A 22330-nucleotide genomic window follows, 5' to 3' on the forward strand; every position below is an offset into this window, starting at 1 on the left:
ATGCGGACCTGACGTGTGATCTTATCCATAAGATCCTCCTTTAAAAAACTTTTAGTTTTACAAAGGGATTATCTCATGGTTTTAGGTGAAAAGCACGGTACTAACTATTTACCGTATACTTTCTTTCTTGTTTATAATGAGAAAGAAAGAAAAAGAAAGGAAAGGCAACCTTTTCAAATCTGGATCGAACTGACAGAAGAGATTATCCAGAGGATGCAATCAGAGAATCTTTACTGAACAGCATTGTTCACCGTGATTACTCTTTCAGCGGAAGCAATCTGGTTAATGTCTATGAGGATAGAATCGAATTTGTCTCTCTTGGAGGTCTTGTATCCGGTCTGGAACTGGAATCCATTTTCCTGGGTGTTTCATAATCGAGAAATCCGAACCTTGCGGCTGTCTTCTCCAGGATGAGATTGATTGAAAGTTATGGCACAGAAATCGAAAAAATTGAATGTGCATATAAGAATTGACCATCCCCGCCAGAGTTTGAAACGGCAAAAGGTGTTTTCCGCGTAACACTTCCCAACAGGAATGAGCAGCCGGAAACGAATGTCCGGATATCTGATAAAGCGGACAAAGATATTTCACTGAATGAACAGAAATTACTCATTCTTCAATATACACTGGAAAACGGCAGTGTTACAAGAAAAGAAGTTGAAGATTTGATTGGTGCAGAAACAACAAAGGCTTTCCGGTTGCTTAAGGAACTTTGCAAAGCTGGCAAACTTGAGCAAAAAGGAAGCGGCAGGTTGAGCACCTACATTTCCAAATAAAATCATTGTACAAAGGAATATCTCGGCAATGAAATCAACTTTATGAGCTAGGTAAAAAATAAACTGTCTGAATCCCATGCTATGCACAGAACTCAGGCCGTTTAGCTTTTGTTCATCTTCCCATCTCATTTCCAACTCGTCCAAAAGCGAATGCCTTTTAGATTTTCTTCGCAATCGTAGACAGCTCCGAAAAAGAGCCTCATGACGGTGAAGAAAAAATCCAGAGCTGTGTTTCTTTCCACTTAGCCTTCGTTAGTTTCTTTCTGTCCCGAACACACCTTTTACCTGAATTCTGAAATCCAGCTTGTTGTTGGTCAATCCCTGCATGAGCTACACATTCTTATATCTGGGCAGGAAGATTGGACTGATAGACTGAATATCTTGCTCATTAATACAATGAGCCGTCATGAACTTTTTCGTCATATGGGGCTTTATATCTGACAGTACCTGTGACATAGAATCCTTTTTTTCTTCTATCACTCATCTATATTTTCCTATCATTGGTCAGTCAGTGACTTGCTCCCACTGGGCCCAAAAGCATTTTGCTGGAGCTGTCATATTCTTTTCCAGTGAGTTCAGACCGAACAATATCATCATTCAACATTTTAATAAATGCCGCTGCCTCTTTTTGTGAAGAAATCACAATATGATCTTCTTCAAACTTGAACATAGTTTTGTAGCGAGAATGCTTTTTCAGATTCTCTAACAAATCGTTCTTTTTCATCTGCAAAACAGGCGAATTTTTTGCCTTTAATAACTTCTTTGCATTTGTCAACTTACTTTTATTTTCAAACGCAACAAACTTTTCAAGGCTATCTACAATATCCAGATCGCGAATAATCTCAATCGTCTTCTGTGCCCCCGCTCGTATGTATTGCTCAAATCCAAAAAATCTCTGCATAAGATCCATTTTTGCCGTAACAACACTTGAAGAAAAGATAATTACATCTGCTCGTGAATCTATCTGCACAATATCGCTATCAATTTCATCGTATGTATCACCAACAAATAGGGCTATAACATTTTTACTTCGATCAATTCTTGATACAGAGTATATATGTTGATAAACCCAAAAGTACTTGTCATTCAAATTGATTCTAAAAAGAAATCCAGACAGTTTATTTCTATCGCTTTCCGAGTAGTACTCCGTACGCTTTTCAGCATCATCAAGAAAAATAAAGGGTCTATAGTTCTCTATCAGACTAATCTCATAAAATTCTTTCTTATTGTCTGCAATATTTTCTGATGTATCAAATTCGGCATCATCTGCAAGATAGGTACAATTGATAAAACCTGCCACCTTATCTTTTGTGCTAGAAAGCAACTTATCTGTTGCTCTGATTTTTTTGGTTTGGTATCCACTTTCATCGCGTAGGCAGGCATATATCTCAATACCGCAAACTGAACCAGAAAACATTATCGACTTAATCGATGCCTGAATTTCTTCCTTGGTCATTTGTTCATCTCCTTCATGTAGAGGACTGTATCATTAATCACTTTATATTCTACTGTACTAGGATTTTTTAAAAACCTGCCTTTAACTACAGCCAAACAAATTTCATTATTAAAGTCAGGATTGCTCTTAAAAGTAATCTCATAGACTCGGTATCCTAAAATTGCCAATACAGGATTCGCATAGTACAAATGTGTTTTGCTTAGCAGCGCACACATCATAACCACAATGATAAGGAATGTTACCGCTCCTTGAATCGTTCCTACATCATCAATCAAAAGCGGGATAATCATTGTCATAAAGAAATTCAAACTTGCGTCCTCTTTTTCTACGAAGGAAGAAAGCTGATACCCTTGTTTCTTATCAGTCCATCTAAAGGCTGTAAAAGAAATAAAAGATATGATTGCTGCTAAAATCCATGTAGCACATAACAAAAACACAACAATCAGCACATTATTAAGGCGAACAAATTCTCCCCAATATGACTGATTTTCAGCAAGTTCGCTGACGGGGGTAAATTTGAAATTGCGTACAATAGTCAAAAAAGCCAATGGACTCAATGATTGCAGCATTAACTTATGTTTCAAGCTTAAATTCATTGGCACACCTCCATAAAGCTTACAGTTCAACAAATATCCTTTTGAATACCAGTGAAGTAAATATATCCTCTACTTGTTTAGCCAATTCTTTCGAATGAATCCGTGCCCCCAGCTCGATATTTCCTTCCTGTCCATGATATGAAAGGTTTGCAGATGTAATCAGCGTATCCGTTTGATCAACAGAAATTACCTTTGCATGAAGAGCAGACATTTTATCTTCCTGTTTTGGATAGTTATAAATTCGCAGAAATTTTCCCTTATAGCAGCATAAACGGTCAAAGGCCTTCTGACTCTCAATGTCATTCACAAAAAATTTCACGAGAACGCCTTCTTGGCTCTTTTGAATTACACAATCGACTAACTCGGCAAAATAATCCGAGAGGGAGTACCCAGTAATTAGAATGCTCTTCCTAGCTCCCATAAGCATTTCTCTTACGGTAACCTTTGTCGGTTTTGTTTTCAACGCAAAAGAAGGTGGCGCTGTAACAACTAATTCAGCGCTATCATCGTTACTTTGGGCAGTCGCTGAAACCATAGCAAGAATTTCATGAGCTTCTTTTTCAGAAAGAGATGGATATCTCTTTTGAATGGCTCTAATAGACTCATTTCCACCAGATATAGCATCTGTGAGAATTTTGTTTAACAAAATATCTAAGCTTATACTTCCAGTTGACATAGTTCTTCCACCAAAGTTTTAAAATAAGACTGATTTTCTCTTCCGTCAATAGGCACAATTAGTCCGCGATCCAACATGCGATTTCCATTCTCGCAAGCTGTTTCTGAGATCATACAGCAGGAATGGCACGCCGCGCCATTTGAATTATTACCAGCAGGCACATTGTTAAGGCATTCCGGATCATTTGTGCAAACCAGTGCTTCCTGGAAAGCGTCTTTCATCAAAACAATAAGCTGATCAATATTTCCTAATTCTACAAGTCCACCAAGTGAGCCTTCTTTATCGGCACTTCCGGTATAGAGCAACACGCCAGACATATCATCCCCAAAATAAATACGCTCACGAATAGCGGATGAAGAGTACCCCGAGGACATTGACATCTGCTTAATCAACAACCGAAAGTGGGCCACCCTGAGGTGCACCCGTGATAGTCGCTTTTTCCAGTCCTTTTTCCATTACTCCTGCTTTCAGATATTTCCGAATCAGATTTAATGTGGTACTATCGTTTACTTGCTCTCTTAGTATCTGAATTAACTTATCGTGATTTACCCTGTCGAAAAACTGTTCAATATCAATATCTACTACCCATTCATAGCCACTGTTCAGATAGCAGAGGGCCTGTCTGATTGCATCATGACAGCTTCTTCCTGGTCTGAATCCATAGCTGTCTTCACTAAATATTTCTTCATAAATATCAGATATTGGCTGAGCAATTGCCTGTTGGATAGTTCTATCCCATGCTGTAGGGATTCCCAACGGACGTTGTTTTCCATTGTCTTTCGGAATGTATACTCTCCGTACTGGCTTCGGCATATAAGTTGTACTATAAATCGTTTCAGTCCTTCGGCTTTTGCCTACTATGACATCATCTGACTCCCTCTCCAAACCTTTTCCGACCATACCTTTCAGTATGTGAGTAGGGTCTCCCGAGGTAAGACACTAATCTTTCATCCCACAACCTCTTGATTTACAACTTCGGTATACGTTTACCATTAGGGCTTCGGTTTGCCTTGCAACCTTACCCACCTAATCGCCTTATCAAGTTTCTGTACGTAGGCTCAAGGATTTTGCTATACCACTTCCTCCATCCATACCATTACTGATACCGACTTGTGGTTCGCTACACTTGGCGGTAAATACCCGTGACTGGACTTGCACCAATATGATTAGTACCATGCTCGGCGCACAAGAAAAAACCGGAGTGAATCATCACCCCGGCTTCAAAAAATATTTACTTGTGCTTGCAACCTCCACGCTTTTTGTAGTCCTCGTCTATACGCTTTTTCCAATCTGCACTCAGCGGAGCACTGCACCGGACAGAGCTGATTGCTTCGCTGACCACTTCATAATTCAACGCGGTTCCTTCACTGTCGCACTGATAGTTGACTGCACGATCTGCACCGATTCCGAACTGGCTTGCAGTCTCTACTGCGTCAATATTGGCACCAAGGAACAAAAACTCCCAACCGTATTTCGCTTTCTGCCGCTCGATCATCTGCTTCACTTTTTCGCTGTTGTACCGGCGGCTGGCATTTTCCATTCCGTCCGTAGTGATTACGAACATGGTATGTTCCGGCACGTCCTCCGGCCTTGCGTACTTATGAACATTTCCAATGTGATGAATCGCACCGCCGATGGCATCTAAGAGTGCTGTGCATCCGCGAACCGTGTAGTCACGGTCAGTCATCGGTCGGATATCCTTTACATTTACACGGTCGTGCAGGACTTCGCTCACATTGTCAAACAGCACCGTTGAGATCAGTGCTTCGCCCTCTGCTTTTTTCTGCTGCTCAATCATGGAATTGAATCCGCCGATGGTATCCCGTTCCAATCCGCTCATGGAACCGCTGCGGTCTAAGATAAAAACGATCTCTGTTAAATTTTTTCTCATATGCTTGTCCTCCCAAAAGATTATGGCTGCTCGGTTTCGTACCTTACAGCCATAATATAGCGATTTTCTTTTGTGAAGTGGTCGCATAGAAAACGACATTTCTTTGTCCTTATGCCCCGATCAGGCTCTGGTCAAAAGCAAACAATGCCTCGTTGATTTCATACACATTGTAGTTTCCCCGTTCGACAAAATATTCTACAATGATATCGAATTTGCTCGAATGGGAAAGGGTAAATCCTGCCTTGCCGAGCATCTCCTGCATCTGGGCAAGCGGCAACTCCAAAGCGAGAGCAAATGCCAGCACTGTTGGTTTGGATGGCTTATAGAATTTATCAGAGCGAATTTTGGAAAAGAGCTTCCGGTCAATGTTTGCCTTCTTGTAGCACTGAACATCCGTCATGCCGCTTTCGTCAATCTTCCGCAGCAGCATTTCCGAAAAGCTCTCATCAATCTGCCCCAGTGCCTCCTCCAGAGATTGACTGCTGCAAGATTTACAGATTGCTTCGGACGGCAGCGGGGCAGATGCAGCTTCAAAGCAGGATTCCTCTGACAACGCTTCAAGCCGCCGTCTCTGTTCTACTCGACTGTCGGTATGTTCATCCACATACCAGTCATCTATGTACGCCGCGATATCAGCAAACAGTTTTCCGCTAATCTGATATGCCTTCTTATCAAAGATAACGATGTAGACCATCATCTCATTTTCCAGCAAGAATGCACTGATGGTATCGACTGCAACCTTCAGAGCCTGGTCTTTTGGATAGCCATAGATGCCGGAGGAAATCAGCGGAAAAGCCACCGCCTGACAGCCATTTTCTTTTGCCAGGTTCAAAGATGTCCGATAACAGGATTCCAGAAGCTGTTGTTCCTGATGCTTGCCATCTCGCCAGCGCGGGCCGACTGCATGAATCACATATTTGCAGGGCAGGCGATATCCCTTTGTGATTTTTGCGCTGCCAGTCTCGCAGCCATGCAGCGTACTGCATTCTGCAAGCAGTTCCGGTCCGGCGGCACGATGAATGCAGCCGTCCACACCACCGCCGCCCAAAAGAGAAGTGTTGGCAGCATTGACGATTGCGTCAACGCGCATTTTTGTAATATCGTTTCTGATAATCTGTAACGGCATGAAGCATACCTCCCAGTCGTCCGATCAGAGTCCTTGTCTGATCAAATATCTATTAAAGTGTCTCATACATTGCTTTCAATTTTTTTCGGCGCTACACCGTTCCTGCAAATACACTGCCATAAAGGGCAAATATATTTGCTTCCCGTCCATATTGTTCTATGCTATAATACTATTGTTGTCCAACCGAAACCCGGCAACGGGAGGAGGTGAACCTCATGGAATTTATTATTTCTTTCTTTGTCTCCTGCATGGCTGGTGTAGCCTGCCACTACATCATCAAATGGTTAGACGGCGACAAGTAAGGACAGCACTGACCTAGTGGTTTCTTGTCCACTATAAAAAATAAGAAGAAGCCCTCAGTATTCGCGGTACTGGGGGCTTCATTCTTTTTGTCCTCATGGACTTATTATTTCTTTTGCCTACTGGCATTATATCATACGCAATTTTTCTTTGCAATATACTCAATATATTTTTTAAGGTGTTTTGTGCGCTACGTGTGTTCTACACTTCAAAATCGCCCACTTTTTTAGAAAATTCAAGAACTTTCAGGCATAAAAAAACCCCGGAAAATCAAAGATTTCCGAGGTTTTGATAAATTTCCGTATTCGATTGGAATTATCGCTTGCTGAACTGCGGAGCGCGACGAGCTGCTTTGAGACCGTATTGCGCGAGTTTTTGAGCTGTTTTTCCTTGATATTCCGGGCTTTTCCGGCTTTCTGCTTCTCGGTTATCCGGTATGCGGACCATAAAAAATCGCCTTTTTTCATTCAGCGATAGCCTGATGAAACGCACCATTTACTACCCCAAACAACTCCTCTGGTTTATTGTACTTCACTTTTGCATAGATGTCCATAGTTGTTTTGCTGTTTTCGTGTCCGGCAAGGTATTGTACTGTTTTTGGATCAACGCCCGCATAGAGAAGATTGGTGATGTAAGTGTGCCGCAGCTGATGAGGTGTCACATCAAAGTCCAGCGTATATTTGATTTGGGGTTGATTCTTCTGGGTCATACCCAGCGTTGGAGTAACCGTATATTTGATACTCTCCCCATTTACATACTTATAATAGTTCCGGGGCTTAGTGGAGCGGACAACGACATACTGCCACACTCTTTGGAACTGCGAGGCAGCCAGTGGCTCTCCTTTGCTGTCAGCGATCACATAATCTGATATGGAATTTTCTTTCGTTTCTCTCAGACAATCCACCAAACACTTCGGTATCGGAATATCCCTTTTTGCCGCCGGAGTCTTTAGCACCGTAGAAACCACGGGTCTGTTATGCTCTGTACGCCATGCCCGCCTCACCGATAGATAAGGTGTATCCTCGTCCAGAAATACACAATCCCATTGCAGTGCAAGAATTTCTTCCCGACGCAGACCGGAATACAAACCGAGCATAATAAACAAATATGGAGGAAGCCCCTTGACTGTATCCAAAAGCACGGCTACCTGCTGATCTGTCAATGCCTCCTTCTTTTTTGTCGGTTTTCCGCCTTTACCGGATATTCCCGTACAGGGATTGTGTTCAAGAATTTGGTTTCTCTCTGCCGCATAAAAAATGCACTTGAGCAGCATATTGACCTTATTGTATAAACCTTCCGATTTCTTTGACAATGGAACAAGAGCCAGCCGAATATCGTCAGCAGTCACTTCTTCCATATACATCTCTCCCAGAGGTTTGATGATATAGTTTGTCATATCCCTCGTATAACCTCTGAGTGTAGACGCAGACACCTTTGCCGACTGCATCAGCAGCCACTTCTCTCCATACTCAGCTACTGTCGGGTGCTGCCGGTGAAAGATAATTTCTTCCACCTGCTTCCGAGCCTCTAACTGCTTCTCATACAATTCTTCACAAGTAGCGGCATACAAACTCAACTCTTTGCCATCTGCATCCGTAATCCTGGTTCTGTAATACTGGATTCCTTTCAATGTAATGGTTCCATACTTCGGGATCTGTGTTTTCTTTTTTGCCATCTTTGATCGTCCTTTCTTGATAATGTGTAGTCTCCGTATCTACACTCTCTTTTTATCAGAAAGCCTCGATTTAATCAAAGATACGGCTGATGTAAAACAAAGAGCGAGACATCCTTGCCTCGCTCCTGCTTTACTTACTATTTTATTATTACTGTGCTGCGTCCCAGCTTGCAAACGCGCAACTCATTGATCTGACCAGCTCATCTGGTCTGTTGTACTTAACCTTTGCATAAATGTCCATGGTAATCTTGCTGCTTTCATGGCCTGCCAGGTATTGAACCGTTTTGGGATCTACCGATGCATGAATGAGATTGGTAATGTAAGTATGCCGCAGCTGATGGGGTGTTACTTCAAAGTCCAGACTGTAAACCACTTTTCCGTTATGAGCAGCCTTTTCTCCCAAGACAGGTGTGACAGTATGCTTTACTCTTTTTCCATCTTCATACCGATAATAGCTCCGCTCCTTGACCGTCCTCGTAACAATATACTGCCAAAGTCGCTTAAACTGCGTGTAGGACAGCGGTTCGCCGTCCCGGTTTGAAACCACATACTCCGAAGTCGATGTTTCCTTTGCTGCTTTCAAACACTCAGCCAAGCAAACAGGAAGAGGGATATTTCTCTCCGCAGCCTTGGTTTTCAATTCGTCTGAGATTACCGGTCTGTTGTGTTCTGTGTGCCATGCCCGCCTTACCGTCAGATATGGAGTATCCGTATCCAGATATACTGAATCCCATTGCAGAGCAAGAATTTCTTCCCGGCGCAGCCCTGCATATAAACCAATCATGACAAAGACATAAGGCGGCAAATCTCGGATAGCATCCAAAAGGCGTGCTGCCTGTTCATCTGTCAAAGCCTGACGATCCTCTTGTGGAACACCGCCACCTTTTGTCGTGAGATAAATCGTCGGGTTATGGTCAATGATCCTGCTTTCCATTGCCGCGCGAAAGATAGATTTGTAAAGGATTACCACAGATTTATAAACCGATGCAGATTTCTTGGAAACCGGAACAAGAGCAAGCTGAATATCATCCAGGCTAACCTCACCCATCCGTTTATCTCCCAATTCCGCTATAATATGCCGCCTGACCTTTGAGGTGTAATCCGTCAAAGTAGTAGCTCGTACATGAACCGACTGCATCAGCAGCCACTTTTCACAATACTCTGCAACTGTGGGCGTTTTCCGATGAAAAGTGGCATTCTCAATCTGTTCCAACGCAAGCGTTTCTTTGTTGTATAGTTCTTCAGGTGTTTTTGCGTAGATAGCTACGAGCTTACCATTCGTGTCTTTGATTCTGGTCCTATAATATAGGACACCTCTTTTCATAACTGTGCCATATTGAGGAAGCATTATTTTCCTATTTGCCAATTCCTCCACCTCCTAAGAATATACTCCAGCGCTGTATCTATGTTTTATCAGACCATTATGATTTCGACAAGGATACGGACCGGCTCACACTCCAGCTCTGCGAGGTTTACGATAAGTTGCGTTCTTTTCTGCTGGCTTTGCTCTGTGGGTGCATTTTGCGATATACTCCTGAAGGCCCGCTGAGGTAAAGTACACACAGCCATTCTGCACATATTGCACATAAGAAATAAGACCATTGTTACGGGCCGCGTCCAGCGTTGCAATGCTGATACCCAAAATTTCTGCTGCTTCTTTTCGCGTAATAAGTTTTTCCATAAAGCATATTTCCTCCAATCCGTCAAGTTTGTCATCGTGTTTGTTCAAAATCACATGAATACGCTGGCAGCCGAAACCACCAGCGCATGGTATCTGATTTTGAACAGAAAGCGGCAAACGCTTCCTATTTATATTTCTCAGCTTTCGTCACATTTGCCACGCCCCCTGACGATGGGAACACAACAGGTCTCCGCTGGCGCGGATGTCATAACTCCGCAGCATCGTTCGTATCGTGTGCCGCAGGGTTCCCCCCAAGTCTTTGGCGGGCCGTGAGGAAGTATCTTTAAGCCCCCATGTAGTCATCGCGCCAAATCTGCCACCATTCTTTTATGAAATCGTAGATCGCTCCGAAGCAGTGCTTTCATCACCTCCCTGACTGCTCCATCCTCGCGGCGTTTCATATTCGCTCGTACATGGGTTATGTACCTGTTGTGCTGTCTATTCGATTGTCAATGTGCAGATGAAGGAGGAAAACTTGTCCTTCTTATTAACACTGACAAAAAAGGCAAAAAACAGGCGCATCAAACGAAACTTTATCAAAAATATTTTCCGAGCTGCTTTAAGCCGCGCCGGATACTGTCTCGGACACGGCTTGGGTCTACACCTTCTACCCCGGCAATTTCATTTACCGTCATTCCCAGGTAATATCGGGCATAAATCCTCTTTGCCTGTTTTTCCGGTAAATTCATCACAGCAGAATAGACCTGCTCCTGAAGCTGTTTTTCCTCCAGAAGCATCTCCGGTGTTTTCGGCTTCAACAGCACCGCATTTTCAATGCCATTCTCGCAATCCAGAGAATACTGTGCTTTATAACGATACATCTTTCGCTCATACGCAGCCTCCGCACGTTCAGCTGCTCGAATAGTCTCCATTACTTCCTCTGTCACATCTACAAAAAAGTCTGTTGTATAAACATCAGGATAAAGTTCCCGAAGGTTAATTTTCTTCATTATGTACCTCCATTTCGATTCACGGGTGATTGACGAGTGAATCGAATGGAGGTGGGGAACGACACCGGTATACAGCCGGATTATCTCCGAAAAAAAGGCAACAAAAAACGCCAGATTCCCGCAATGGGAAACTGGCGCACCAAGAACAGTCATTATTATGCTGAATCACATGGAACGATAATGCCGATGCAATGCTATACTTGCCCGGAGGAGGGGCAATGCTTTTTTTAATTGATGTAGATCATGGGAGCTTTGAAAAAGCAAAAGAGACACGGCAAATTAACCTCCAAGCGGCTACCGTGTCCCTGCAAGTCGTCATTAGTTTGTGTAAACGCAAAGAAACGGCGGCTCTGAAATTGTCCTTCAAAACCGCCGATTGAGTTCAAACCTTAAAATAGCGCACGAAATTATCTGCCCCAGTCAACGGTTTTTTTCTTTCCCCGGACGGGGCAGATAACTTATTATGCAGAGCGGAGCCGATGTGCGCTAATCGGTTCCTTGTACTTTCTCCTTCAGCTTTCGGAAAGATGTATCACTGATGGCGTGTTCAATCCGGCAGGCGTCTTGTTCCGCTGTTTCCTGATCGACGCCAGCAGCGATAAACTGCTCCATAAAAAACAAATGGCGTTCATAGATTTTCTCGGCAATCTCCCGACCTATGACGGTCAGATGAAGGAACCCATCATCCACGGTCAGAAAACCTCCATTTTTCAAAACGCCTACCGCATGGCTGATACTCGGTTTGCTAAAGCCCATGTGCCGGGCAAGGTCAATGGAGCGGACCATGCCCATTTTCTTTTGTAGAACAAGGATAGCCTCCAGATAATCCTCCCCAGACGCATGAATCTTCATCAGTTCCTCCTTTATGCTTATTGTTGAATCCTCCAGCCCTCAGCCTGTTCCCGAATCTTAATAAATTCCTGATAGGTTCCCCTTTGAGCCAGCAATTCCTTATGGGTTCCTTTCTGCACGACGGTTCCACCATCAATGACAAGAATTTGATCCGCATTTTCAATCGTCGCCAGTCTATGGGCAATCGTTATGATTGTTTTACCATGTGTCAGTGCGGAAATAGCCTCTTGAATCAAATGCTCATTCTCTGGGTCAATGCTGGCCGTGGCCTCGTCCAAAATGACAATCGGCGCATCTTTCAGCATGGCTCTGGCAATCGAAATCCGCTGCTTTTCACCGCCGGAAAGAGAAGAACCGCCCTCCCCAATGACGGTATCATATCCATCTGGCAAGGCCATAATAAAGTCATGGCAGCGCGCTTCTTTTGCAGCGGCAATCATCTGTTCCTCCGAAGCGTCCGGGCTGCCGAATTTGATATTGTTACGGATTGTATCCCGGAACAGATATACATTCTGGAACACCATACTGATATTTTTTAGTAAGCTGTCACAGGTAAATTCTCGAATATCTGTTTCTCCTAAAGTGATTTTTCCGGCGTCAACATCATAAAAGCGTGCAATCAGGCTGCACAGGGTAGACTTGCCGCTCCCGGAGGGACCTACAATCGCTGTTGTGGTATTCTGCGGAATCGTGAAATTCACATCATGCAATACAGTCCGTTTATCGTAACCAAAGGATACATCCTGAAAAGTAATGTCATACGAGGTCGGTGTAATATCTTTTCCGTCCTGGTCGATATATTCTGCATTTTCCAGAGCTTCCAGCTTATTCATAGCGGAATCTATAAGACCCAACATGTGAGCCGCGTCGTTAATGTTTTCCACACTTCCAAAGATTACGAAAGAAAACAGAACAAACATCAGGAAATAAGCAAGACTCATTTGCCCGTTAAGTGTCTGCCATGCACAGATAAACACAATCCCCATAGATGCCAGTTTTAAGGAGAACAGATGCAAGCAGTTAAATGGCGTATAGCCTTTTTCTACTTTGATATGAATATTTTTCAAATCCGTATTTGCCTTGCGGAAACTTTCGATAGAAGCCCCTTCCTGTCCGAACGATTTAACGATGGACAGCCCGCGGATATATTCAATCGCAGAGCCAGACATATCCTCCATGGCCTGGTGCGTGATAGCAGCGGTCTTTTCACTATGCCTGCTGATACCATGTAAGGCCAATGAGGAAAAGGCAACGCCGACAACAGAAATCACTGCTGCGGCTGGACTCAGGAAAAGGAAACACAGGAGAATTGCAATAAACTTTGCATATCCGTTGATGATGATGTCAACCATCTTCATTCCCTGCAATTCGAGTGTGGATAGCTCCGTGGTAACACCTGTCAGAATATCGCCCACGCTGTTTTTGGAAAAATATCCCAGAGGAACCCTTTTCAGCACATCGCCTAAATGGATTCGCTGCCCTGCGGCTACTTCATAACCAATGCTTTCCTGCAACACCGCCCGCAAATAAGAGAGTAGAAAGTTAAGCGCAATCGAGCCAACAATAATCCAAAGCATCTGCCAGATCAGGGAGGATTCTATTGTGTTGCCTGCCCAATAAGCTGCGATGGCTTTATCAAGGGCATAAGCGGCAGCCATTGTAGGGATCGCCGTAGACAGGCTGCTGAAAAAGGAAAAAACAGAGCCAAGATAGAGGTGTCCCTTATATTTCCCCGCCCATTTAATGATCCGTTTCATAGACTTAAACATGAGCGGCCACCTCCTTCTTTTCACTCACAGACCAATTCTTCGCCCCGATGTGGGCTTTCCACATATCCGCATAAAGCGGACACCGCTTCAACAATTCTTCCTGCTTTCCGCAATCCACAATCCGGCCTTTTTTCAACACGACAATCTGATCTGCGTTCTGAATGGTGGAAAGGCGGTGGGCGATCACAAGAAGAGTTTTACCCTTTGATAACGCCATGATAGATTTCTGAATTTTATCTTCGTTCTGCGGGTCAGTAAATGCTGTCGCTTCATCCAAAATAACAATCGGAGCATTTTTGAGGATCGCCCTCGCAATCGCAATTCGCTGTTTTTCGCCGCCGGACAGCCTCTTTCCGGCATCACCGGCAGGGGTATCATATCCTTTGTCCAAACGCACAATAAATTCATCACAGCAGGCCGCTTTCGCCGCCGCATATACTTCTTCATCTGTGGCGTTTGGATTTCCAAGACGGATATTTTCTTTCAGGGAGCAATTAAACAGGAAGTTATCCTGCGTCACAAAACTGACCAGTTCGGAAAGCTGGCGTATAGACAACTCTTTGATATTCTTCCCCCCAATGGTAATGTTGCCGCCTGTCACGTCCCAAAACCTTGCAATCAGACGGGCAATCGTTGATTTACCGCCGCCAGACGGTCCTACAAGTGCCGTAAAACTTCCCTCTGGCAATTCCAAGTTCACATCATGCAGTACTTCATTTTGCTCGGAGCCGTCATAGGAAAAGGTTACATGCTCCAACACAATATCATTGCGGGGTATGGATACGATTTTCCCTGAATCCGGCAGCACAGGCAGGTTCAAAAGTTCATTTGCCGCCTCTACTGCATATTCCATAGACTTTGCTTCGTTAATGAAAGTGGTTGCTTTCATCAACGGCCCAACAATGCTGAGGGAAAGAATAATCCCCATTGCAAGCTCTGCGGGGGAAATACTTCCATTCTGTACCAGCAGAAGGCCGACAGGAAGAACCCCCAGTAGCGTTGTGGGCATAATCGCCATCATCAGGTTCATCGTTTTCCATGTGCTCTTAAACCATGCCAGGGTAAACTCTTTGAACGACTGGACAGCATTAACAAATTTTTCATAGGAGCTTGTGCTTTGATTAAAAGCCTTTACAACCTCGATGCCTTCCACATACTCAATAATAATACTGTTGACATGGTTATTTGCCTCCATATAAGCGGCGTACTGACTGTTATAATTCCTCATAAGGAAAAACATAGGAATCATGGCCAGCACCGGAGCAATCAGAACCGCCAATCCCATGCGCCAGTCAATGACCATCATCCAGGTAAAAATTGCAACAGGGAGTAGGAGGTTAGAAGTCAATTCCGGGATCATGTGTGCCAAAGGCGGCTCTAAATCCTCCACCTTATCCATGATGATATTTTTCAGATAGCCGATTCGCCGCCCCATCACTTCGCCGAGAGGCGCTTTCATCAGCCGGTCCGCAATTTTAAGCCGGATTCCTTCCAAAATGGTATAGGCTGAAATATGCGCCATGATCGTAGAGATTCCATGGCAGGCAACCCGCAGCAGGTAGCCCACTGCTCCAACCAGACACCAAATCAGAATGCCATTCAGGGTCACATTCTGATTGATAAATGCCAGCAGGATTTCATATACAGCCCAAAAAGGAATAAACCCTCCTGCAACGCTCAGAATGGCGCAGAATACCGAAAGAGCCATTTTCCCCTTGCATGGTGCGGCGAAGGAAAACAGAATTTTCACCCAATTATCTTTTTGCTGCTTCATTACAATCACCTTCCTTCTTTTTAGTCAGCAAAGAAAAAAGGATGGGTAGTCTTTGCTAACCATCCTCATTGTAGCAGTATTCAATTCTTCTTTCCTCTCCAAAACGGCATTTATGCACCGTTTAGAAAAAAGATTTTCGATATTCCATCGGCGTCTGCCCTATCACCTGCCGGAAAGCTGTTGCAAATTTACTGGGGCTTTCATATCCCACAACTCCTGCAATTTCCGCAATCCCTTTTTTGGAATCCTGTCGGAGCATTGTGGCAGCAACGTTCATCCGATAACGGCGAATATAGGAATACATGGAATCTCCGTATATTTCCTTAAAGCAGGTTTTCATCCCCGTCAATGAAATCTGGAATCGTTCAGCTAATTCATCCATCGTGTAATGCTCCTGCAAATTTGCCGTAATAAGATCATGGATCGCTTTGATTTTTTCTACCTGCCCTTTATAGAAATAAGGGCGATCTTCTTTGGAATCAGAAAACTGCAAAGCGTCCAGATATAAAAGCAGCTCCAGGGCTTTTACTTTATAGTAGTCACCTTTGATCTGCTGCGGGACAAAGTAAAGCTCTGAAAAAATATGTTCAATTCCTGGCTCATTATGAATCACAAACGGTTTCTTGTCATTGCAATATTTTTTTTGAAGCTCGTACAAATCAACAGAAAATCCGCCAAAAAAGTCTTTCAGCGCCGGCACAGCAATGTCCAAATCAAATCCCAGGGTCACCCCATGATAGTGGCAGAGTGGAAAGCAGAACCGTCCCGAATGGGAACGCCGGTCATCCACACGCATCTCATGCTCTTGCAAATAGCTATACGCATTATTGTCAATCTCGCTTTCGATCCGTCCCTCCCTGCAATGGTCTATATAGAGAAGCGAACTGTCCGTACTACTCTGAAAGTAGGAGGTACATTCTTTCAGGTGCATATCGCTATACATCACAAAAGCGCCATCAAAAATTTTGTGGGCTGTCATGGTTCCCTCGCCGCTCTCGTCAAAAAGCTGCAGGACAACGCAATCCTCAGTTTCAATGACATTTTTAACATTTGAGCCGCAGTTTATTTTACCATCAAACAGTTTGATTTCCGCCGCCTCCTTCCATCATAAAGAAATTAAATAACCGTTCCCGTCCTTCCGTATCCTGGAGGAAATAGTTTTCTTCCAATCTGCCGTTTTCCAGATGGATCACATAATTGCAGCACCTGAGTATAAATTCAGGATCATGGGTCACAATCACAATGGTTTTTCCTGAATCGGCAAGTCCTTTGACCGAATCGGCCACCTGCCTCATGTGAAAGAGATCAAGGCCGCTGGTAGGTTCGTCAAATAGTATAACCGGACGTTCAGAGGCAATCGCAGAAGCAATCGCCACACGTTGTTTTTGCCCTCCCGAAAGCCCCATCGGATGGCAGGCTTTGTACGGGAGTAAATCCATTTCTGTCAAGATAGCCTCTGCCTTTGCCACATTTTCAGGCGATTCATCGGAATCTTTCCCCGGCATACTTAACAGGACTTCCTCTAAAACGCTCTCCGTAAAAAGCTGATGATTTACATCCTGCATGACCATATAGCATAGCTTCAGCCGCTGTTTGCTTGAATAGGAAGTACCATCTTTTTCGAGGATACCTTTACATCTTTTTTCCAATCCGCATAAGCAACGGGATAGTGTCGTTTTTCCGGCTCCATTGTGCCCGATGACCGCCGTTACATTTCCGGCAGGAAGCTCTATATTTTCCAGAGAAAGCGTTTCCGGCTGTTTCTTGTATGCGAAATGGAAGTGGTTCAGTTTCCATATCCCCTGCCCTGAATGTAGACTGGCAGGCTCAATGTCTGCAAACTCACCCAGGCCAAGAGGCCGTAATCCCATTTTAGCTTTTTCCGCCGCCGGAATCAACTGAAATTCCGGCAAAGTATAATCCCCTTGTATTTCCCCGTCGCTTAAATATATGATCCTGTCTGCCAGATCATAAAGATAGTAGAGCCGGTGCTCCGCAATAATAATTGTTTTGCCCTGTGACTTCAATATTTTTAACAGTTTCCGAAAATCAGCGATGGAATAGGCGTCAAGGTTGGAAGATGGCTCGTCCAAAACAAATACATCCGGTTCCACAGCGGCGGCAGATCCACAGGCGATTTTTTGCTTTTCCCCACCGGAAAGGGAGAAAACACTTCTGTCCAGCAGATTTGTAAGGTTCAACTGCTCTGAGACCAGCTTTACCCGCTTTCGGATTTCTGCTTCTTCCAATCCATGGTTTTCACATCCAAAGGCAATTTCGCTGGTCGTATCCACATTAAAAAATTGAGAACGTGGATTCTGAAAAACAGAACCCACTTTTTTTGATATATCAAACAGGGAAAGCCCGCTCATATCTTCTCCATCAAGCATGACAGTGCCTTCCAGCTTTCCATCGTAATAATGAGGAATCAGTCCGTTAAACAGCCGTGTCAGTGTGGTTTTACCGCAGCCCGATGTTCCGCAGAGCAGTACAAAATCCCCGTCGTTAATAGACAGGTCAATATTTCTTAATGTTCCGTGTCCTTTCCTGTCCCCAATGTCAGTTTCATTTGGAGGGTAGGAAAAAGAAACTTTTTTACATTCGATCATAGGCCTACCTCCCTGTAATCATCGTGACAATAGGAATTGCAAAAGCCACCACACATAGCAGCAGGAAAAAAACATCCTGCACATGAAAGCCGATTTCGCAGATGTTTGTCCTCTTGACCGGACCGCCCAATCCTCTTGTCAGGGCTGCCGCATTTAATTCTTCCCCGATCTTGACGGAACACATGATAACAGGGACAAGCCTGTATTCCAGCATTGCACTGGCTTTGCCCCCGCCAAAACGGATTCCTCTCATTTTCATAGCGTCCCCTATGGCATTATATTCTTCTACAACCGTAGGGAAAAATCGGAATATCACGGACATAGGAATGATGATCTGCTCCGGTAAATGCAGCTTCTTCATAGAGGCAACAAACTCGCTGACCGTCGTTGTCCTGACCGTGATGTATCCCATCATAATCCCCGGCACAAACCGCATAAAGAAACCGCAGATTGCAACAACAAGAAAGTTAGGAAGGCCGGACAGGTGGGGGAGCGCCCATAGTTGCAATATATAGCTGCCGCCATATAAAACAAAATAGATAACCGATCCCTTCCACGATTTTCCCGTGAGCAGCAGGATCAATGGAACAGCAGCCAAAATAGGAGCAAACTGTTTAGAAGCAGCCCCACCTCCGCCGCTCAAGACAAAGAGGGCAATCGTGATAAGCAATGCCAACTTTGTCCGAGGGTCTAACGACAGGCCGGTTTCCTTTTTTTTGCTTGCTAACAATTCACGGCGCATTATGCAATACCCGCACGCTTAAAGTGCTTTTTGAAAATTTTCTGGCCGATCACCCCGCCGATCACGCCGCAAACGAACCCGGCAATCAAAAGAAGGGGGAGCGTATATGCCGAGATATAGCTCATAATGGAATCTGCATACTCTTGTCCATAACCGCTGATTAGCTGCTGATAGTAGCTGTCCCGTGTTGCAACAATGGGGATGTAGTTTCCGATGATCCACATAGAAAAAACACCATGCGATATGATTCCTTTTTTTGCACTCTTATAATCGCCGGATTTCAAAACAAGATCAGCCAGGACACCGAACACGGCACCGGTAATAATGCTCCAATACCCCATGCCGGTCAGCAACATTAAAATACCGCAGATCAGTCCTGTCAGCGATACCATTCCAAACTTCTGGACTTTAGAATAATACAGCATCATTACGATTCCGCCAATCAGCGGAACCAGCACGATCAGAAGCGGAAGAAAAATAGGGATAAATCCCAGCATGGCAATCGCCATCATCACCACAAAATAGATCGCAGTGAAGATTCCAACATTGATAAGGTCTTTTCCTTGTAGTTTATTCATTATTTGGTCCTCCTGTTTGCTTTTGTGTTAGCATGAACTAACCGCATTTCAGTATAGCAGATATGTCTGTATGTTTCTTCTCCAAAAAGGCATTTTCGCTCCAAATAGACAATTACTTTGCTTTTGCTATCTTTACGGGGAGTGATTGCCTGCGTGTGTGCGTGAACATAGAACTATTCAACATTGAACAGAGGCGGTTCTTGCATAATTTGAAATGGAAACAGCCAAAATCTCCGCTCCAAATTGTAGTATTAGTAGAGGGAGAAATAGAAGGTAGGGTTTCGATAGCAAGCACAGCAAGCGAGTACCCGCTTGCGATTTTTCGGATTTTCAGGTCCCTTGCCCGAAAATGAAAAATGTTTGTTGGGATAATCTCAAACTCTTATGAAGAATGGAGGCAGCGCATGGCGAACCGGAAACGGAATATCCAGATGAATTTTTATGTCACAGAGAATAAAAAACGGCTCATAGATGAGCAGATAAAACTGCTAGCCTCCCTACCGCATTCAATATCATTCTCGTTTGGCAACGAACTAAAAGCTGAAATCTGCAATTCATCCTCATAGTTCAATTAGTAGCCGGAAACGCCATAATCATGGAGCAACCATGTTATCAAAAAGGAATCGGCATAATCAGTCCTGTTCTCAAGCACAATAAGGTTATTCCTTTGTGCAAATCGGAACGATAAAATATATTTGAGGTGAACGATTATGCCGATTGATGATTTAACTGCTTTAGGGCAAAAAATGCGGGAAGCCCGAAAGAATAAAGAACTGACACAACAGGAACTTTCCGATCTAAGCCATGTTTCTGTAAAGCAAATTGCCAATATCGAAAAAGGGAAAATGAACCCGTCCTATTTGATTTTGAGAGCATTGGCAAAGGTCCTGCACATCTCTTTAGATACGCTTATAAATCCAGATGTTTCTCTGGAGGATGAGGGTGTCAATCAGATGAAAATGCTTTATTCCAGCTGTCCGCCAGAAATGCGTGACACCCTGCTGCATCACACCCAAGAAACGGTGAAGGAACTGACAGAGTTATCCGAGAAATTTGAAACGAATTGAGCCAGTGAGTGAAATTTAACGATTCTCTCACTGGTTCTTTTCATTTTCGGAGAAAAGAGGCAAGCAATGCCGGTGTTAATACACACCGACCCGCAGAGAAGAAAATCCCTTTGTGATTTTCCTCTCCGCTTGCTTGTTGAGGGCAGCGCCCCCAAGCCCCTTTGAACACAGAATTTCATTCTGTGGCTACGCGTTCTGCGAACGCTTTTGACCAGGACCAGCTTACCGCTGGCCGTGGTCTTTTTCTTTTTCAACATCCTGTTCTACCTCCATTTTCAGGACCCGATCCACATTGGCCTTTGCCGTTAAAAGTTCTCGCATTTCCTCACGGGAATGCCGATACTCGGCATAGGTCTTTTTCTTTTCTTCCAACAATTTCGCGTACTCTGTCTGCAACTCTTTGACCTTGGGCAGCTTCTTGACGCCCATCTCATCAAAGGCATTCTTAGCAGCCTGGTGGAGCAGAATTTCTTCCTCATGTTCTTCCCTGAATTTCTTAGAGTAACCCGCCTTGCGGTATGCCACATAGACCTCACGGGTCTTGGCATAATTTACGATGTGAGTACGCAGAACAGCGATCTCTGCCATGCGCTTTTCAGCCGCTTTGATCTGCGCCGAAAGTTCATTGTGATGTGCCGTGGCAGCCGCAGCCTTTTCTTCCAAAACCGCATACTCCAGCAGGTTGTGCTCTGACAGGTAATTCATGGTCTGCGCCATCTGCTTGAGGTTGAACACCTTAGCCCATCGAGCATAGCCAGCGCCTTTTCCAGCCTGCAATTTTGCCTGAATGTCCACCAGCAGATTGATCTTTGGCGGCTCTGCCTGTGTGACTGTTTTCTTTCGCGGGATATGTGCTTTCTTCCCGGAGAGAACTGCCCGCAAATCTTCCAATCCATATCCTTCGCCCAGACTGTCCATGCGGGCGGCTTTCTCCCAACCAGAGAGCTTCAGTCGATACGATTTTCCGCGCTTTGATACCTCACAGCCGGACTCTTGCAGCAGCTTCAGCAGCTCCTCAAAATTAGCAGGACTTTGTGATAATGCGTTGTCAATCGCCACACGAAGCAGCTTTCGGTGAGAGGGCTTTGCCTGATCTCCCATCCATTTGTTATAGCTCTTTCCATGAGGGTTCGGATTCTCTACAATGGACAGTCCGTTTTCAATGCAGATGGTATCACTTAACCTGCGAACCGCCTTGGTACTGCCCCAAAAGTTTCGGAATTTCCGGTCATATTCTAAGCTGACCGATGACCAGATAATGTGATTATGAATGTGCGACTTGTCTATGTGAGTGCAGACCACAAAGGCATGGTTGCCTTTAGTAAATCGCTTGGCAAATTCCACACCCAGCCGGTTAGCTTCTTCCGGAGTAATCTCGCCGGGGCGGAAGGACTGGCGCACATGATAGGCAATCACATCATCCGCACCGCGCACTCGTCCGGTAGCAACGATATACTGCCTTTTTGCTAAAAGAAACTCCGCATCAACCGTTCTGCTGTCACACGCAAATCCTGCGATGAGCCTTCCATTATCTGTTTTCTGTGGATTTGCTACATAGTCGATGATGTCACTGATCGCCCGACTCTCTGTGCGGCCTTTGCCGACATGAAGTGGCATGATTCTTGTAGTTGCCATAAAAAGCCCTCCTCTCAAAATATTTTCTCTGAACTCTTTGTGCCTATCGTTGAAATAAAGTAAGCGTCCAATAAGAGGGTGTATCGAAATTTCTGGCTGTTGCATGTAAACTATTGATTAGAGTTTTGGGAGTTGACTCTAAAAACTCTAAATCTAATCTAAGGAGCAGGCTTATGG

22 protein-coding genes are annotated in these 22330 nt (G+C 44.3%); 2 read left to right on the forward strand and 20 right to left on the reverse strand.

Annotated features, from left to right (window positions below):
• Nucleotides 1-605 precede the first annotated feature (605 nt).
• The 12 genes from DMI82_RS18145 to DMI82_RS18215 form a co-directional block, all read right to left on the reverse strand.
• Nucleotides 606-905: a hypothetical protein gene (locus DMI82_RS18145; RefSeq protein ID WP_110104167.1), complete on the reverse strand. Its 300-nt coding sequence runs from the start codon at nucleotides 903-905 to the stop codon at nucleotides 606-608.
• A 379-nt stretch (nucleotides 906-1284) separates the two neighbouring features.
• The gene (locus tag DMI82_RS18155) at nucleotides 1285-2232 is read right to left on the reverse strand and encodes a DUF4868 domain-containing protein (protein ID WP_110104168.1); all 948 of its coding nucleotides are present in this window, start codon (nucleotides 2230-2232) and stop codon (nucleotides 1285-1287) included.
• The gene (locus DMI82_RS18160) at nucleotides 2229-2828 is read right to left on the reverse strand and encodes a hypothetical protein (protein ID WP_110104169.1); all 600 of its coding nucleotides are present in this window, start codon (nucleotides 2826-2828) and stop codon (nucleotides 2229-2231) included. The genes DMI82_RS18155 and DMI82_RS18160 overlap by 4 nt, the downstream gene beginning before the upstream one ends.
• Before the next feature lie 19 nt (nucleotides 2829-2847).
• Nucleotides 2848-3504, reverse strand: coding sequence for a phospholipase D-like domain-containing protein (locus DMI82_RS20165; protein WP_181968255.1), 657 nt, complete (start codon nucleotides 3502-3504; stop codon nucleotides 2848-2850).
• Complete coding sequence (locus tag DMI82_RS18170; RefSeq protein ID WP_227574366.1) at nucleotides 3486-3899, reverse strand: Zn-binding domain-containing protein; 414 nt, start codon at nucleotides 3897-3899, stop codon at nucleotides 3486-3488. The genes DMI82_RS20165 and DMI82_RS18170 overlap by 19 nt, the downstream gene beginning before the upstream one ends.
• The gene (locus DMI82_RS18175) at nucleotides 3889-4317 is read right to left on the reverse strand and encodes a reverse transcriptase domain-containing protein (protein WP_110104180.1); all 429 of its coding nucleotides are present in this window, start codon (nucleotides 4315-4317) and stop codon (nucleotides 3889-3891) included. Before DMI82_RS18175 ends, DMI82_RS18170 begins: the two co-directional genes overlap by 11 nt.
• 418 nt (nucleotides 4318-4735) lie before the next feature.
• Nucleotides 4736-5395, reverse strand: a complete 660-nt coding sequence (locus DMI82_RS18180; RefSeq protein WP_110104170.1) for a vWA domain-containing protein — start codon at nucleotides 5393-5395, stop codon at nucleotides 4736-4738.
• Between the two features lie 109 nt (nucleotides 5396-5504).
• Nucleotides 5505-6521: an O-acetyl-ADP-ribose deacetylase gene (locus DMI82_RS18185; RefSeq protein WP_110104171.1), complete on the reverse strand. Its 1017-nt coding sequence runs from the start codon at nucleotides 6519-6521 to the stop codon at nucleotides 5505-5507.
• A 763-nt stretch (nucleotides 6522-7284) separates the two neighbouring features.
• The gene (locus DMI82_RS18195) at nucleotides 7285-8496 is read right to left on the reverse strand and encodes a tyrosine-type recombinase/integrase (RefSeq protein ID WP_110104173.1); all 1212 of its coding nucleotides are present in this window, start codon (nucleotides 8494-8496) and stop codon (nucleotides 7285-7287) included.
• A 148-nt stretch (nucleotides 8497-8644) separates the two neighbouring features.
• Nucleotides 8645-9862, reverse strand: coding sequence for a tyrosine-type recombinase/integrase (locus DMI82_RS18200; protein ID WP_055224659.1), 1218 nt, complete (start codon nucleotides 9860-9862; stop codon nucleotides 8645-8647).
• Nucleotides 9863-9946: 84 nt separating this feature from the next.
• Nucleotides 9947-10177: a helix-turn-helix domain-containing protein gene (locus tag DMI82_RS18205; protein ID WP_008728422.1), complete on the reverse strand. Its 231-nt coding sequence runs from the start codon at nucleotides 10175-10177 to the stop codon at nucleotides 9947-9949.
• 536 nt (nucleotides 10178-10713) lie between these two features.
• Nucleotides 10714-11127, reverse strand: coding sequence for a sigma-70 family RNA polymerase sigma factor (locus tag DMI82_RS18215; RefSeq protein ID WP_015518833.1), 414 nt, complete (start codon nucleotides 11125-11127; stop codon nucleotides 10714-10716).
• A gap of 218 nt (nucleotides 11128-11345) precedes the next feature.
• On the opposite strand from DMI82_RS18215, the gene DMI82_RS20130 reads away from it, so the two are divergent.
• Entirely contained in the window at nucleotides 11346-11507 is a 162-nt protein-coding gene (locus DMI82_RS20130) for a hypothetical protein (protein ID WP_015529866.1), read from the forward strand.
• Nucleotides 11508-11613: 106 nt separating this feature from the next.
• Here the strand turns inward: DMI82_RS20130 and DMI82_RS18225 are convergent, their stop codons facing one another.
• From DMI82_RS18225 to DMI82_RS18260, 7 genes are all read right to left on the reverse strand, one after another.
• Complete coding sequence (locus DMI82_RS18225; RefSeq protein WP_110104174.1) at nucleotides 11614-11979, reverse strand: metal-dependent transcriptional regulator; 366 nt, start codon at nucleotides 11977-11979, stop codon at nucleotides 11614-11616.
• 17 nt (nucleotides 11980-11996) lie between these two features.
• Nucleotides 11997-13748, reverse strand: a complete 1752-nt coding sequence (locus DMI82_RS18230) for an ABC transporter ATP-binding protein (protein ID WP_110104175.1) — start codon at nucleotides 13746-13748, stop codon at nucleotides 11997-11999.
• A complete protein-coding gene (locus tag DMI82_RS18235) occupies nucleotides 13741-15522 on the reverse strand; it encodes an ABC transporter ATP-binding protein (protein WP_110104176.1) in 1782 nt (593 codons plus the stop codon). Before DMI82_RS18235 ends, DMI82_RS18230 begins: the two co-directional genes overlap by 8 nt.
• Before the next feature lie 121 nt (nucleotides 15523-15643).
• Nucleotides 15644-16501, reverse strand: coding sequence for a helix-turn-helix domain-containing protein (locus tag DMI82_RS18240; RefSeq protein WP_199579980.1), 858 nt, complete (start codon nucleotides 16499-16501; stop codon nucleotides 15644-15646).
• Nucleotides 16502-16595: 94 nt separating this feature from the next.
• Complete coding sequence (locus DMI82_RS18250) at nucleotides 16596-18131, reverse strand: ABC transporter ATP-binding protein (RefSeq protein WP_044907623.1); 1536 nt, start codon at nucleotides 18129-18131, stop codon at nucleotides 16596-16598.
• Nucleotides 18132-18135: 4 nt separating this feature from the next.
• Nucleotides 18136-18873, reverse strand: coding sequence for an energy-coupling factor transporter transmembrane component T (locus tag DMI82_RS18255; RefSeq protein WP_110104177.1), 738 nt, complete (start codon nucleotides 18871-18873; stop codon nucleotides 18136-18138).
• On the reverse strand, nucleotides 18873-19451 hold the full coding sequence (locus tag DMI82_RS18260; RefSeq protein ID WP_008728410.1) for an MptD family putative ECF transporter S component: 579 nt from the start codon (nucleotides 19449-19451) through the stop codon (nucleotides 18873-18875). The genes DMI82_RS18255 and DMI82_RS18260 overlap by 1 nt, the downstream gene beginning before the upstream one ends.
• Nucleotides 19452-20161: 710 nt before the next feature.
• Between DMI82_RS18260 and DMI82_RS18275 the strand changes: the two genes are divergently transcribed.
• Nucleotides 20162-20518 (forward strand): helix-turn-helix domain-containing protein, encoded by a 357-nt coding sequence (locus tag DMI82_RS18275; protein WP_005337966.1) that lies wholly within the window; start codon nucleotides 20162-20164, stop codon nucleotides 20516-20518.
• Nucleotides 20519-20740: 222 nt separating this feature from the next.
• Here the strand turns inward: DMI82_RS18275 and DMI82_RS18285 are convergent, their stop codons facing one another.
• Complete coding sequence (locus tag DMI82_RS18285; protein ID WP_110104179.1) at nucleotides 20741-22153, reverse strand: relaxase/mobilization nuclease domain-containing protein; 1413 nt, start codon at nucleotides 22151-22153, stop codon at nucleotides 20741-20743.
• Nucleotides 22154-22330 lie beyond the last annotated feature (177 nt).

Origin of the sequence: Blautia sp. BCRC 81119, from assembly GCF_003184505.1 — a bacterium.
Lineage (GTDB): Bacteria > Bacillota > Clostridia > Lachnospirales > Lachnospiraceae > Blautia_A > Blautia_A fusiformis.